Source organism: Pseudoalteromonas sp. UG3-2 (genome assembly GCF_037120705.1).
GTDB lineage: Bacteria > Pseudomonadota > Gammaproteobacteria > Enterobacterales > Alteromonadaceae > Pseudoalteromonas.
The window spans coordinates 725450-740315 of record NZ_JAWLJU010000002.1 but is presented as its reverse complement, the minus strand read 5'-3'; the positions used below and the strand labels follow the sequence as shown (position 1 = coordinate 740315).

Annotated in this window: 11 protein-coding genes; 8 read left to right on the top strand and 3 right to left on the bottom strand. The window is 45.6% G+C overall.

Annotated features, from left to right (window positions below; genetic code table 11):
* Window positions 1–60: 60 nt before the first annotated feature.
* Genes tmk through R3P39_RS06585 form a run of 5 tightly spaced genes read left to right on the top strand, consistent with a single transcriptional unit; the run spans window position 61 to window position 4578 of the window.
* Window positions 61–708 carry a dTMP kinase gene (tmk, locus tag R3P39_RS06605; RefSeq protein ID WP_336566450.1) on the top strand — a complete coding sequence of 216 codons (648 nt, stop codon included), beginning with the start codon at window positions 61–63 and terminating at the stop codon, window positions 706–708.
* On the top strand, window positions 708–1613 hold the full coding sequence (gene holB, locus R3P39_RS06600; protein WP_336566449.1) for a DNA polymerase III subunit delta': 906 nt from the start codon (window positions 708–710) through the stop codon (window positions 1611–1613). Before tmk ends, holB begins: the two co-directional genes overlap by 1 nt.
* An 11-nt stretch (window positions 1614–1624) precedes the next feature.
* A complete protein-coding gene (locus R3P39_RS06595; RefSeq protein ID WP_336566447.1) occupies window positions 1625–1948 on the top strand; it encodes a PilZ domain-containing protein in 324 nt (107 codons plus the stop codon).
* Window positions 1949–1955: 7 nt separating this feature from the next.
* A complete protein-coding gene (locus R3P39_RS06590; RefSeq protein WP_336566445.1) occupies window positions 1956–2750 on the top strand; it encodes a TatD family hydrolase in 795 nt (264 codons plus the stop codon).
* A complete protein-coding gene (locus R3P39_RS06585; protein ID WP_336566443.1) occupies window positions 2734–4578 on the top strand; it encodes an alkaline phosphatase D family protein in 1845 nt (614 codons plus the stop codon). The genes R3P39_RS06590 and R3P39_RS06585 overlap by 17 nt, the downstream gene beginning before the upstream one ends.
* 624 nt (window positions 4579–5202) lie before the next feature.
* Here R3P39_RS06585 and R3P39_RS06580 read toward each other — a convergent pair.
* Window positions 5203–5988 (bottom strand): NPP1 family protein, encoded by a 786-nt coding sequence (locus tag R3P39_RS06580; RefSeq protein WP_336566442.1) that lies wholly within the window; start codon window positions 5986–5988, stop codon window positions 5203–5205.
* A 554-nt stretch (window positions 5989–6542) separates the two neighbouring features.
* Here R3P39_RS06580 and R3P39_RS06575 point away from each other — a divergent pair.
* Window positions 6543–10139: a sensor histidine kinase gene (locus R3P39_RS06575; protein WP_336566441.1), complete on the top strand. Its 3597-nt coding sequence runs from the start codon at window positions 6543–6545 to the stop codon at window positions 10137–10139.
* A gap of 122 nt (window positions 10140–10261) precedes the next feature.
* On the opposite strand, the gene R3P39_RS06570 is transcribed toward R3P39_RS06575, so the two are convergent.
* The gene (locus R3P39_RS06570) at window positions 10262–11473 is read right to left on the bottom strand and encodes a M24 family metallopeptidase (RefSeq protein ID WP_336566440.1); all 1212 of its coding nucleotides are present in this window, start codon (window positions 11471–11473) and stop codon (window positions 10262–10264) included.
* An 8-nt stretch (window positions 11474–11481) separates the two neighbouring features.
* Window positions 11482–12717 (bottom strand): NAD(P)/FAD-dependent oxidoreductase, encoded by a 1236-nt coding sequence (locus R3P39_RS06565; RefSeq protein WP_336566439.1) that lies wholly within the window; start codon window positions 12715–12717, stop codon window positions 11482–11484.
* 227 nt (window positions 12718–12944) lie between these two features.
* On the opposite strand from R3P39_RS06565, the gene R3P39_RS06560 reads away from it, so the two are divergent.
* Window positions 12945–13859: a dihydrodipicolinate synthase family protein gene (locus R3P39_RS06560; RefSeq protein ID WP_336566437.1), complete on the top strand. Its 915-nt coding sequence runs from the start codon at window positions 12945–12947 to the stop codon at window positions 13857–13859.
* Window positions 13860–13863: 4 nt separating this feature from the next.
* A complete protein-coding gene (locus tag R3P39_RS06555) occupies window positions 13864–14865 on the top strand; it encodes a 4-hydroxyproline epimerase (protein ID WP_336569255.1) in 1002 nt (333 codons plus the stop codon).
* Window position 14866 lies beyond the last annotated feature (1 nt).

Sequence of the window (14866 nt, the reverse complement as noted above, 5' to 3'; positions counted from 1 at the left end):
AATAAATAACAAAAACAAGATAAAATGGTCGCAATAATAGAATATGAGTAAATCACAGTAATGAACAAAGGCTTTATGTTAGCCTGCGATGGCAGTAATGGCGCAGGCAAAACAACCGTTATCAAGGGAATAGAAGCACACCTAAAAGGGCTAGGTGTTGAGGTGGTGATGACGCGGGAACCGGGTGGCACGGTCATTTCTGAAAAAATCCGTGACGTAATTTTAGATCCCTCAACTCCCGAAATGACAGACATAACAGAGCTGATGTTGTTTGGTGCGGCGCGAGCGCAACACGTTCAAGAAAAAATCATCCCAGCACTGCAAGCCGGAAAAGTGGTGATATCTGACCGCTTTGATGCCGCCACCTTTAGCTTTCAACATTACGCTCGAGGCCTTGATTACAATACCATTAAAACTATTAATGATTTAGTACTCGGTGGCTTTAAAGCAGACATGAACCTGATTTTAGATTTAGACCCACAAGAAGGCTTAAAACGTGTGAAATCGCGCGGCGAAGGCCTTGACCGCCTTGAGGATGAAAAGCTGCAGTTTTTAGAGCGAGCCAGAACGGGTTATTTACAACAAGCCGAGCGTGAGCCTGAACGTTTTTGTGTTATTGATGCCAGCCAAAGTCAAGAGCAAGTATTAGCGCAAAGCATTACGCTGGTTGAACGTTTGCTGAGCAGCCATCAAGTTCGGGTATCTTAATGCGCGATACACCAGCATGGCATCAAGCAAGCTTAGATTATTTAAATGCGGCCAAAAACAGTGGTCGGCTGCACCATGCTCAACTGATTTCGGGTAAAGTAGGGGTAGGAAAAGCCTTGCTTGCTGAGCATCTCAGTGAGGGGTTATTATGCCTGCAGCCAAATGGTATTACCCCTTGTGGCCAGTGTAAGTCTTGTTCTTTGAACCGCTCAGGAAACCACCCCGATAAGTTGCTGGTGGCGAGCGAAGGCAAATCCATTGGCGTTGATGAAATTCGTGAAATCAGTGATTTTGCTAATCATTCGGCGCAGCAGGGCGGCAATAAAGTGGCGTTAATTGAGCAAGGGCACTTAATGACGCATTCTGCCGCCAATGCACTGTTAAAAACCTTGGAAGAGCCCAACCCTGGTCGCTACTTGATCATCACCAGTGACGACGACAGCAAGCTGCCTGCAACGATTTTAAGCCGTTGTAATAAAGTGGTGATGCATTCTCCCACCCACGAACAGGCACAGCAGTGGTTAACTCAGCAAGGCATTGCTTGCGATTATCCGTGGTTTAGTGAGTTCGCACGCCAGCCACTAATGGTAGCCAAGTGGCACCAGCAAGAGCGCTTTGATGAGATCACAAGCTTGTATCAAGCCGCGATTCAATTAACCCCAGAAAGCGCCGATGTCGTAGAAAAGATACTTCTCAAAAACAATGACTTGAGCGAAGTGTTTGCCCGTTTTGTGCTTAATCGTGTGCAAAAAGCACTCATGCATGATAACAGCATAGACTTTAGCGGCTATCAAAGCCTAGTGGAAAGCGTGCATCGTTTTATGTACGAGCAAAAAAATGTGTTAGGGTTAAATCAACACTTAAGTATTTCTAAGTTGTTATTTATCTTGCAAAAACTGCTGTAAAGAGGTGACCTATGCAAGCGCTACTTGCAGACTTTGAAGATTTAGATGAGTTATATCGCTGTTATATGCCGTTTTTAAAGTCGGGCGGCATGTTTATTAAATCCAACGGCCACTTTGAAATGGGGCAGCCACTGACGTTGCGGGTGACTTTACCCGATGCCTTAGAAGCGGACGAGGTAGAGGTCGAAGTGGCTTGGCTTACACCTCAAGGTGCACAAAATTCCAATCCGCCTGGTGTGGGTGTCGCTTTTAAAGACGCGCCGGCACTAAACGATAAAATTAATAAGCTTCTGGGTAGCATGTTGCACTCAGATAAACCCACTTACACCATGTAGAGCCAGTATGATAGTAGACTCTCATTGTCATTTAGACAGACTCGATTTTGATAAGCTAGGCTTAAGCTTAGAACAAGTGCTAGCCAATGCGAGACAAAAACAGGTAGAACACTTTTTGTGTGTTAGCGTAACGCTGGAACAGTTTCCCGATATGCTCGAGAAAATCAGCCAGTTTGATGACGTTTCGGCGTCCTGTGGCGTCCACCCACTGGATCAAAAAGATCAGTTAGATGTGGATAAGTTACGCCAATTGGCCGCGTACGATAAAGTGGTCGCGGTTGGCGAGACAGGGCTTGATTATTACTACGCTAAAGACACCCATCAAGTGCAGCAGCAAAGTTTTGCTGGGCATATAGATATAGCCAATGAGCTGCAAAAACCTTTGATCATCCATACCCGTGATGCCAAGGCCGATACCCTTGATATTATGCGCGCCCACAACGCTGAAAACTGCGGTGGCGTGCTGCATTGCTTTACCGAAGACTGGGATATGGCCAAGCAAGCCATTGATATGGGCTTTTATATTTCCATTTCGGGCATTGTTACCTTCAAAAATGCCACAGAGCTAAAAGAAGTGGTTAAGCAATTGCCCATGGACCGACTGTTGATTGAAACCGACTCACCGTATTTGGCACCAGTGCCACATCGTGGCAAAACCAATCAGCCTGCTTACGTTCAAGATGTGGCGTATTATATTTCTGAATTAAAAGGCTTAAGTTACAAACAGCTGGCACAGCAAACCACAGAAAACTTTTATAACCTATTTAACTTGGTAAAGCGCCAACATGGCAGCCCAGCTTAAGCAGTTACCTAAGGTCTTAATGGGCCCGATGTTACGTCGGGTCGAAGCTGCTAAGGTTTGTATTCAGCTGGTAACGTGTAAGCCGGTGTCACTGGATGTGGTGATTGCCGATGCTAAAACCGAATGCGCCGTGGAAACCTTTCGCTTAGGTGAAGCTTGCTTTTTGCACTTTGTATTAGTCACCAGTTCCAAGCCCTTACCCGATGGCAAGTTACTGCGCTATTTGTTGGTAGTGGATGATGAGGCTTACCAACCTGACTACCTTATGTACGATCAACAAAGTTTGAGTTTTGCAGTGCCAAACAACATTGAACAAGTACTGCATGGCTCATGCAGAAACCCTCACCATCACAGTAAAGACAGCCTGCATACGGCTGATAAGTGGCAGTCGCAGCAACGCGAGCTAGGTGAAATAGGGGCTGACTTATGTATTTTTTCTGGCGATCAGATTTATGCCGATGATGTCGCAGGGGCCATGCTGTTGGCAATTAGGCAGCTGATTGAACGCTTAGGCCTTTACCCAGAAGAGCCCCTTAACTTAGCACTGCCAGAAGATCAGCAGGCGCAGTTATATCAGCGCCACCATTATTTACCCAAAACGCCGTGGCAAGATCGCTCTAAATTATCGCCCAGTTATTGGTTACGTAAAGACGAGCCGCACTTTTCTAGTGTTAAGGCATACAATCACTTAATCTTTTTTGAAGAGTTTGTTGCTTGTTACTTGCTTAACTTCTCGCATTTGGCTTGGCAGCTAGTCAACCTCGATGCTCTCAATTATGACGGTGGCAATGCTAAGTTGCGGGCTATCTTTAATAGTGAGCGAGAAGCCATACTAGACTTCATCGAGACGTTACCAGCCGCCGAGCGCCTATGCGCGAACGTTCCGGTGCTAATGATGTTTGACGACCACGATGTCACCGATGACTGGAACCTGACGGCGAAGTGGGAGCAAGCCATTGCCAATCACAAGGTCAGCACTCGGATTATCAGTAATGGTTTGATCAGTTATTGGTTATTTCAAGGCATGGGCAATGATGCGTTGGCGGCCACCGGTGAGTTAAAGCAGGGGTTTCGTAACAGCTTGCAAGACAATCGCTGGGCGTTTACTGCGTTTGACAAACAAGTGCGCCGCTTTGGCCAGTGGCATTACTGTTTAGATACTTTTCCAAAAGTGGTGGTGTTAGACACTCGAACACACCGTTGGCGCAATGAGCAAGACTTTAACGAGCCCAGTGGTTTAATGGACTGGGAAATGCTGATGGAGCTGCAAGAAACCCTCATTGATCACAGTGCGGTACTTATGGTGAGTCCTGCACCAGTGTTTGGTGTTAAAGCCATCGAAACCATTCAAGCGGTGTTTAATGCCTGTGGCGATCCTTTGGTGGTGGATGTTGAAAACTGGATGGCTCATGAGGGAGCCGCGAAAAAGCTTATCGAGATCTTCAAACGTGCCGACACGCCAAAAGAGACCATTATTCTCTCTGGCGATGTGCACTATTCGTTTTGTTTTTCCGTGCAGGCGCGTTTTGGTCGCCATGACAACCGTATTTGGCAGCTTACGGCCTCGGGGATAAAAAATGAGTTTCCAAAATCGTTGATCCGAGTCCTAGATAAGCTAGATACCATTTTGTATGCCAAATACAGTCCGCTTAATTTATTCACCAAACGTTGGCAGCTGAAAGTAAGCAAACATAACTCCTCCCACGGCACACAAGGTTACTTGGTGTCTGACTCTGCCATCAGTCTAGTCACACTAGAAGCAGGAAAACTAGAAAAGTACGAGCTGCTGCATGGCTCAGGGATCCACAGTCATTTTGACTTGCAGTGATGATTAATTATTTTAGCTGGTCTTAACCGGTGAATTAGTTGTTCAAGCAAGTTACCTATAAAGAGCAGCTAAAATAGCTCTGTGAAGCTAATTTCCTTAATTGCAACATGGCCATCTGGTTTAAGTTTGTCAATATCAATATGATGAGTGACACCTTGCTGACAAAACTTTGGGGTGGGTGTCCTTGCAAATTTGGGTGGATGTCCTGACAGATTTTTACAAATTTAAGTGGGTGTCCTGACAAATTTTTAATTGCAACAAGGCCATCTGGCTTAAGTTTGTCAATATCAATATGATGAGTGACACCTTGCTGACAAAACTTTGGGGTGGGTGTCCTTAAAAAATTTAGGTAGCTGTTCTTACAAATTTGGGTGGGTGTCCTTATAAATTTTAGGTGGGTGTCCTTGCAAATTTGGGTGGATGTCCTGACAGATTTTTACAAATTTAAGTGGGTGTCCTGACAAATTTTAGGTGGATGTCCTTAATAAATTTAAGTGGGTGTCCTGATAAATTTGGGTGGGTGTCTACGATTATTTATGGCATTTAAAAGAGGGTACGAGTGTGAAATATGGCTTGCTAGAAGTTGTGCTGTGAAGCAGCGTAATTCGCTGCATCACCCATACGTTATTGAGAGTTCAACGCATCCTGCTGGGTAAAAGTTGGGTAGCTTGCAGGCTTGGCGTTATTAAGTTGACGAATAAAAACCCCGTCACGGATTTTAAAACTCGCCGATCCATATGAAAATTGGTTGAGCCTATCTCGCATCCCTTGATTACTGATCCCATCGCCGGTCATTTCATACCAACTTACAATGGTAGGGGTAACAAAACGGTTATAAGTATTTTCTGCTGCCTCGCCAGGTTTAGCAAACCTAAATGCATGCGTCAGAATGCCATCTTTGTGGTAAACGACCTTTAAATGGCCATTTTCCATAGGAAGTTGTGATCTGGGTTTAGTCTCAAGGGTGCCATGCGCACTAACGCTGCCGTGGGTTACAATGCCGTCGTGTGTCCATATCGCTACGGTTTCCACGTCGTGCCTGTGTCCACCACCAAAGAAATGTAAGGCTTGATCTTTTTCAAAGTAAAGCTCATACAGATGGCCGCAGAACTGGCCTTGGTCATTTTCATGGCATGCATATCTATGGTAGGTGTTAGATCTGGCCAATAAACTTTCGTAGCGGCAGTCTCTAGTGATAGAACCTCCAATTGGCTCGCCACTGTTTTGTTTACCAGTTCGACTAATGGCCCCAGCGGGCAAACAACCATCTTTATCAAAGTCAAACACAGGCTCGGTACCATTTATGACGTAGCTGGGCGGTAAAGCTTGATCAAGAGGAATAAAGTCTTCAGCAAGTACTGTGTTACTACTTAAAACAGTTACAGCTAAGCAGGCTAGTTTTGATTTCATATCGTAATTCCGTGTGGATTAAGTTTATTCAAGCTGATAGTGCATATCTGTAACTTTTGTGTCAATAAAATGTTTATATTTGTATTTTTATTTAACATTTAAAAAGGGAGATAAGCTAATCTTTGAAGAGTAAATGGAATCAAACGACGAGGAATTAAGACTTGAATAAGGCTTAAACAGGACACTCAATAAAACTTACTCCAGTAACCCAAAGTTATCTGGCTTAAATAAGATACCCAAAACTCAAACCTAACCGAGAGATCTGTTGCAGTTCAGGACTAAGCCTTTTGAGTGAGTCGGGTTAACCCCTAACGGAGAATAATAGTCGCATTAGTCTGAGGTGCAAAATACTGTTGCGGCTCTATGAAAGTGAATGTCGGCAACGCAATCACCCAACGCAATCAAGATAACCTAACGTTCCTATTTTGCTTTGCTATATTTGAACTAATGCAGCCGAATAGTTTGTGTCTATGCAACCCTTGATGCGCCTTAACCTCACTTTTAATTTTACCGGCCTAATTGTTTATCTGGCTTTGTTGTTGCCAACAGGAGCAATGGCAGTGAGCGTCCCTAGCTTTAACGATACGGCACAAGTCATGCGCAGGTATGACTATAACTCAGGTCTCAGCCAAGTTACCGTAACCGCAATAAGTCAAGATCAGCTGGGCTACATCTGGGTGGGGACACAGGCGGGGCTTAATCGATTTGATGGTCATGAATTTGTGCATTTTCCGGTTAAGCAAAACTCTAAATCCAATTTATCTGGCGGCTTTATTACTGCACTGTGTCATAGCGACCGTTTTATTTGGATAGGCACAAGCACCGGTCTGAGTATGTACGACACCCAAGCCGGCACTTTTCAATCCCTCTTGGCCACTCATCACGAGGCGATAAACTCAGATAGGGTAAAACACTTAGATTGTTTTGGTGAGTCGGTAACCGTTTCTACCGAAGAGGGAGAGGCCTACCTAGTCGATCAGAGTAATTTAGTGCCTGAAAAGCTCTATCTTGACGGCAAGTTTGTCCGTCAAGTACAACAAACAAGCGACGCCTATTTCTACCTCAATAGCAAAGGCTTGATTAAGCAACCCAAGCAAAAAGTAGGCAGTGAGTTGTTATTAGCAGGAGACTTTAAACGCTTGGTTAGTGCTGCAGAGCGGATGTTTTTAATCGATTCTGAGGAAAACCTAGTCAGTTTTGATAGCCAATTTGCACAAGTAAAATGGCGCAAAAAGGTCAGCCAGCGGGTAAATTTAAACATTAACGACCTTAAAGTCAGAGCCAATGAGCTGCTCGTTGCAAGTAATAATGGCGTATATATTTTAGATTTGCAGGGCAATGTAGTGCGTCATTGGTATCGCCGTGCTGAGCAATACGATGGCTTAAGAGATAACAATGTACTTAGCGTCACTCGTGATCGCAACGGCGATCTCTGGATTGGCACTGAGTCTCAGGGCTTACACTTTTTCAGTCAACTTAGTGAATCTTTTGGTCATGTGAGTGAGCATAACTTTCCGCACTCGCCCTTAGGTCACCCTGATGTTCGTAACTTTGCTTTGGACGCCGATGAGCGTTTTTGGATTGGCACCTCTTCAGGACTGTATATTTATCAAAATAATAGCTTTATTGCTGCCCATCGTATTTTTCCTGCTTTATCGATGACAAAAGGCAGTTTTATTACTCAAGTTAAAATTTATGACGGCGTGCTTTGGGTGACGACTCGAGGTGACGGCGTTATTCGGTTCGACATGAGCGGTGGCGATTTTACAAAATTAAAACCCGACTCAGAAAATGGCCCAGAGCTGAGTTTTAATGATGTCATTTATTATCAAGGCAGTATTCTTGTAAGCTCCAGAACGCTCGGGGTAATGCGTTACGACCCCAATAGCAACACCTTGTTGCCATTTTTCGAAGGCTACAAAAATGCCCCCTCTCATGTCTCTTCTTTTACTGTAATAGGGCAAGCACTTTGGTTTGGCTCGATTGGTGAAGGGCTATTTAAGTACGAACAAGGGCAGCTTAATAACTTAACAACGCAACAAGGCCTGAGGTCAAACTTAGTCTTTATGGTTGCACAAGACCCCTGGGACAGAGTGTGGGTGGCGAGCGAAACAGGGATCACCATACTGAATAAGAACCTCGAAGTCATTCGTACTATTACCGAGAGCGACGGCATAGCCAATCAAGCGGTATGGGGACTCGTGTATGACGATTATGAATACATGTGGCTTGGAACCAGTGGCGGCATGACTCGAGTCAATGTCATGGATTTTGCTATTGATAACTTTTTACCGATTGATGGTGTGCAAGGGCATGAATTTAATTATAACGCTGCTTGGAAGGCGCCCGATGGCAGAATATTCATGGGCGGGGCGAAAGGGTTTAACCAATTTTTCCCACAAAATGTCTCAGTCTCAAACACGGCAAGGCCCATTTTGATCTCCACCATTGAATTAGTAGGAGAGCCGCTCACTCCAACACCAGATGGCATATTAAAATCAGCCCCTGAGTTAGCCACGGCAATTACATTGAACTATGACCAAAATATTATTTCATTGCAGTATTCTAGCCTCGATTTTGGCTCCGAGCAGTTACGCTTTTTTTACCGTGTACGTGGGTTGAGTGATAAGTGGTTAAAGCTGGCAAGCGGTGTCCGGCAAATTAACTTGTTACAACTAGAGCCTGGGCAATACCAAGTGGAAGCGTACACAGTAAACCGCTTTAACTTACAATCTCCGGTGCACGAATTTACCATAAATATTGCCGCGCCGCTTTGGTGGAATGGTTACTCTAAAACCCTCTACGCACTGCTTGTTATTGTGGCTATTAGCCTGTTTATTCGTGCCAGACAGCAGCGCTATCAGCAAGTGCTAGCAGACAACCAAAAAATGGCTCAGCTACAAGAGCGCTTAGAGTTATCGTTATGGGCCAGTGGCGATGAGCTTTGGGATTGGCATGTGACCACTGGCGACATTTATCGCTACAGCGTTCACCCGAGAATAAACTTTGCTAATCAACAGAGCAAGCTGCGACTAACCGAACTGTATGAATTTGTGCACCCAAAAGACTGTGTTGCCTTAGAGGAAAAGTTGCGCGATTGTGTTGATGGCAAAAGCGAAGTCTATGAGCTTTCCATCAGAGTTAAAGACCATCAAGGTGATTGGTTATGGGTACTTGAGCGGGGCAAAGTGGTTGACCGTGACGACAATGGCAGAGCAACACGGATCGCTGGGGCATTAAAAGACATCGCCGATTTAAAAGCGCACCAACAAGCATTGCAGTCACTGAATGAACAGTTAGAAATAAAAGTTGCTATGCGCACCGATGAGCTCTACAAGAAAAACCAAAAGCTAGAGCAAGCCATGTTCGAGCTTAAGCAAACCCAAGACGAACTGATTGAAAGTGAGAAAATGGCGTCTTTAGGCGTCGTGGTCGCCGGGGTTGCTCATGAGATTAATACCCCACTGGGTATTGCCATTACGGCGGTTTCTCATAACGAAGACAGCCTCAGTAGTGTGGTGGAAAAATTAGAATCAAAAACCTTAAAGCAACAAGACTTATTGCAAGCCATCGAGTCACAGCGTCAAGGTTACTCACTTATCAATCGTAATTTGCAGCGTGCCGAGGGCCTCATCAGTAACTTCAAACAAGTGGCCGTGGATCAATCCAGTGAAACTGAGCGAGATATAAATCTTTACGACTACGTCCACGATGTCTTCGATTCGCTTAAACCACTGGCGAAAAACAAAGAGATCCACTTAGCCATTGAAGGCGACAAAAACATCAACCTCACCACGTATCCGGGGGCGATTTATCAAGTAATGGCTAATTTATTTAATAACTCCATTATTCATGGCTTTGAAGGCAGTGCCAGTGGCTCGGTAATGGTTCGCGTGACAGCTGACGAACGCTTTTGGCGCATCATTTACCGTGATAATGGCGTGGGCATGAATGAAACCATGCAAAAGAGTTTGTTTGAGCCTTTTGTTACCAGCAAACGCAATCAAGGCGGCTGTGGTCTGGGTATGCATATTGTTTATAACCTGGTTACTCAGCTGCTTAAAGGTGAGATCCGTTGTCAAAGTGAGCAGTGGGAAGGGGTTGAGATAACCGTCAAAGTGCCATTCCAACCGCATAACCGCAAAGAGTAATTTGCTGCAAATAAGAAACTTTTAACGCAGCTAGCGTCAGACTTAATCCCTCAAATTGAGCAAGTATTAAGTCACAATGGTATAACACCGCGCCAGTGAGCTTGGCTCACTGGCGGCACCACTTATTTAACTGCAAATGGGTTATCGATACTGTACGCCGGCTCGGTAAACCATTTCGGGCCTGTTTCAGTGACGTAAAAATGATCCTCTAAACGCACACCAAATTGCTCAGGTACCACGAGCATAGGCTCATTAGAAAAACACATTCCCGGGGCCAGAGGCTCAGGGTTGTCTTTAACTAAATAAGGCCATTCGTGAATATCGAGGCCAATGCCGTGTCCGGTGCGATGCGGGCAACCCGGTAGCTGGTAGTCGGGACCCAGCCCCTGACTGGCAATATAATGCCGTGCGGCTTTATCAACATCACCACAGGTAGCTCCCACTTTGGCTGCGTTAAATGCCGCGATCTGCGCCTGCTTTTCTACCTGCCAAATGGTTATTTGCTGTTCAGTGGCTTCGCCAAACACATAAGTGCGGGTAATATCACTGAGGTAGCCATGCACCTTACAACCCGTGTCCACCAGAACAACATCACCAGGCTGCAATGTTTGTGGGTTCTTTACCCCATGTGGATAAGAGGAGGCTTGGCCAAATAGCACAATGCAAAAATAACTTCCGGAGGCACCCACTTTTTTATGTGCCTGATTAATAAAGGCCTCGACTTCAGTGGTGGTGATCCCTTCATAGAGCATCGACGCCGTTGCCTTGTGAACCTCAAGTGTCATGTCCATGGCGCGTTGTATCAGCGCAATTTCATTGGCAGATTTTTGCATTCGACAATGAGCGGTGATCTCAGTGGCATTGATTAATTTAAGCTCGGGTGCGGCTTTTTGAATGCCATCGGCCACGAAAAATGCGGTGCTTTCATCAATCGCAAGAGTTGCTTGTTTATCATAGCCTAAGTTATTCAACACCTGTGCAATAAGTGCATAGGGAGACTCTTCCTCTTGCCATGCGTGGATCGGGCCTTCAATTAACCAATAGTCTTTTATTGAACCTATTTCGAAAAATGGCACAACGAATTGCACTTCGCCATCAGCAGGCAAAATAGCACCAACCAAGCGCTCGCTGGCATACCACTTTAAACCAGTAAAGTAGTATAAATTGGTTCCGGCATTTAGGTACAAGGCATCAATTTGGTGCTGCTTCATGTAACGTTGAGCTTGCTCGATTCTACCCAAATACTCGCTTTGCGGAATTGGCGACACATCTTGAGTCATATCGGTTAAGTTATCTAGCGCTTGTTGTGCGCTTTGGTAGGCAATACCTTTCATTTTGGCTCCTATGCGAATCGAGAAATACTAAAGGGAGTAAGATCGATGTCGTTTGGCTTTTTGTCAATAAGATCTGCGATACATTCACTGGTAATCGCGGCTTGTGTTAAACCTAGGTGCTGATGACCTAAGGCAAAATAAATCGAGTCATGTTTCGGGGCTTGACCTATAACCGGCAAATAATCTGGCAAAGTAGGGCGGACACCCACCCAAATTTGCTCTTGCTGCTCAACCAGTGGCAGGTCAACCAAGGTCTGGGCATGGCGAAATAAAGCGCGAGCGCGATGGTAATTTGGCGGACTATCAACATTGGCAAATTCTACCGTGCCCGCTAAGCGCAAGCCCATTTGCATGGGGGTCATAATAAATCCTCTTTCGCTAGAGGCAACGGGCCGTGAAAACACTTCTGGGTCTTTTACCATGGTGTGATAGCCCCGCTCGGCAATAAGTGGCAAACGGTAACCTAATTGCTGGCATAAGGATTTGCCCCATGCCCCGGTGGCGATGACTACATGGTCGAAAACACCAAAGCTTTGCTCAGACGTCTTAAGCAAGGGGCGGCTGTTAGTGGTTTCTATGCGGTCAATTTCAGCGTTTTTAAATGTGCCACCAGCGGCGATAAAGTGCTGATATAACCTTTGGCACAAGCGATATGGATCCATACTGTGGCCAACTTGATCAAAATACAGCGCCCCAGCAATGTGTTTTGCTAAATTCGGTTCCAACTGTTGTGTTTGTTGGCTATTGAGCTTGATGACGGATATGCCCTGACGATGATATTTATTAAAAAGCACATCAAGGTTCTGTTGTTTTTCACACACCAATAAGCTGCCTTGGCTTTCGATCAACTCGGCGTATTGTTGTTTTAATAAGCGCTGGTATGCAGGCAGTGCCGCTTGGTTCAATGCTGATAATGCTGCCACACCTTGATTGAACCGGGATTTGGGCATTTGTAGTAAAAAGCGCCAAAACCAGGGTAAGTTGCCTAGCATGCTACGTAAGTCTATTCGTAATGGCCCGATTGGGTCGAAAAGCATTTTGGGTAATTTCCAAAGCAGGCTGCTGTCTGCCATTGGAAACACTTGCTCGGTGGCAAAGTGCCCGGCATTTCCCTGTGAGCAGGCCGACGCGGGCTTGCTTTTATCAAATAAAGTGACTTGGTAACCGCGGCTCTGTAATTGCAGTGCCGTTGTGATACCAATTACGCCTGCGCCGATCACTGCAATCGTGTTATTTTTATTCACCTGACCTCTCATTGTTCAACATTGTATCTTGCTATTGCCCTCTCACTGATAATTTATTAAGAACTTCCTTTTGAAATTATTCACATAAAAATCAATGCAATAAAATCAAGGCAGAGCAATTATAGAATGCGTTAAAGCAAAAAATTAATTTTGAATATTGATTATTGTATACAATATACCTATGATGGCAAGCACAATAACTAGTCACCACAAAGAAAGGTAAAACCATGAATATTAATTGGCGCGGCGTATACCCGGCAGTAACAACCCAGTTTAATGATGACGAGAGCATTAACTTTGAAACCACAAAGGCGATGATAAATGAGCTTATTGAGGAAGGAGTCCATGGCATCATTGTCCTTGGCACTGTGGGGGAAAATTGCTCCCTGCGCGGCGATGAAAAACGCGCAGTACTAAAAGCTGCAAAAGAAGTAGTCGCTGGCCGTGTACCGCTGCTTACTGGGGTTGCTGAAACCACGACGCAACTGGCTGTGGAATTTGCTAAAGACGCTGAACGTTTGGGTATCGATGGCTTGATGGTGTTACCAGGCATGGTCTATCGCTCCACAGAACGAGAGGCCATTCATCACTATCAGCAGGTGGCAAGAAACACCGCCTTGCCAATTATGATTTACAACAACCCAGTGACTTATGGGGTGGATGTCTCCATTGCAGGCATGAAAACACTGGCACAAGAAGACAATATTGTCTCGGTAAAAGAAGCAACCGAAGACACCCGTCGGATCAGCGAACTGTTCAGTGCATTTGGTGAACGTTTTGTGGTATTTGGTGGCGTCGACGACATTGCTTTAGAAAGCCTGATGCTTGGTGCAACCGGTTGGATCTCGGGGTTAACCAATGTCTTCCCACGGGAGTCGGTAGCGATATTTAAATTGGCGGAGCATGGTCGTTACCAAGAAGCGCGGGAGTTATGGCGCTGGTTTTTACCATTACTGCGGTTAGACACCATTCCTACTCTAGTGCAGTGCATTAAGTATGCAGAGTACTTAGCGGGTCGTGGCAGTTATGTTACTCGCTCTCCACGCCTTCCTTTAACACCAGAAGAGCAGGCCGAGGTCAGCCGCTTATATGACCAAGCGATGGCAAGCCGCATCGACCTTAGTCAATACAATTTGGATTAAACACATGATTTTAGGCACCTATTATTGTATTGATGGCCACACCTGCGGTAACCCTGTGCGCTTAGTCACCAGCGGGCACCCTAAACTTGTGGGTGATAACATGAGTGAAAAACGTCAGCATTTTGTCCGTGAGTATGATTGGATCCGCCGTGGCTTGATGTTTGAGCCTAGAGGCCATGACATGATGTCGGGTGCCTTTTTATATCCACCGACCACCACAGATGGTGACGCGGCCATTTTATTTATCGAAACCTCAGGGTGTTTGCCTATGTGTGGGCACGGCACCATAGGAACGGTGACCTTTGGCTTGGAAAATGGCCTGATCAGAGCCAGTCAGCCCGGGCTACTTAAGCTTGATACCCCGGCCGGTAGAGTAAATGCCTATTATGAAATGGACGGGGCAAAGGTCACATGGGTGAAACTGTACAATGTGCCAGCCTTTTTAGCCCATGAAAAAGTGCCTGTCATCGTTGAAGGACTGGGTGAGCTAATCGTTGATATCGCTTATGGTGGCAACTTTTATATTATTGTTGAACCACAAAGCGCATTTGCTGGGGTTGAGTGTTCAACGGCCGCACAATTATTGGCCTGGAGCCCTAAGGTTCGTGAAGCGGTCAATGCCCAGATAAACCCAGTTCACCCCGAAGATCCCACCGTATGCGGCGCTTCGCATGTGTTATGGACAGGACAACCGAAACAACAAAATAGCCATGCCGCTAACGCGGTATTTTATGGCGACAAAGCCCTCGACCGTTCCCCATGTGGCACCGGCACCAGTGCTCGTATGGCACAGTTATTTGCCAAAGGGCAGTTAAAACAAGGCGATACCTTTATCCATGAAAGCATTATCGCGAGCCAGTTCATCGGCAAAATTGAGGGCTGCACTGAGGTGGCAGGAAAAGTGGCGATATTGCCCAGTATTCAAGGGTGGGCAAGAAAAACAGGCAGTAATTGTATCACCATTGACGACGAAGACCCGTATGCCTTCGGGTTTCAAGTATTGTAGG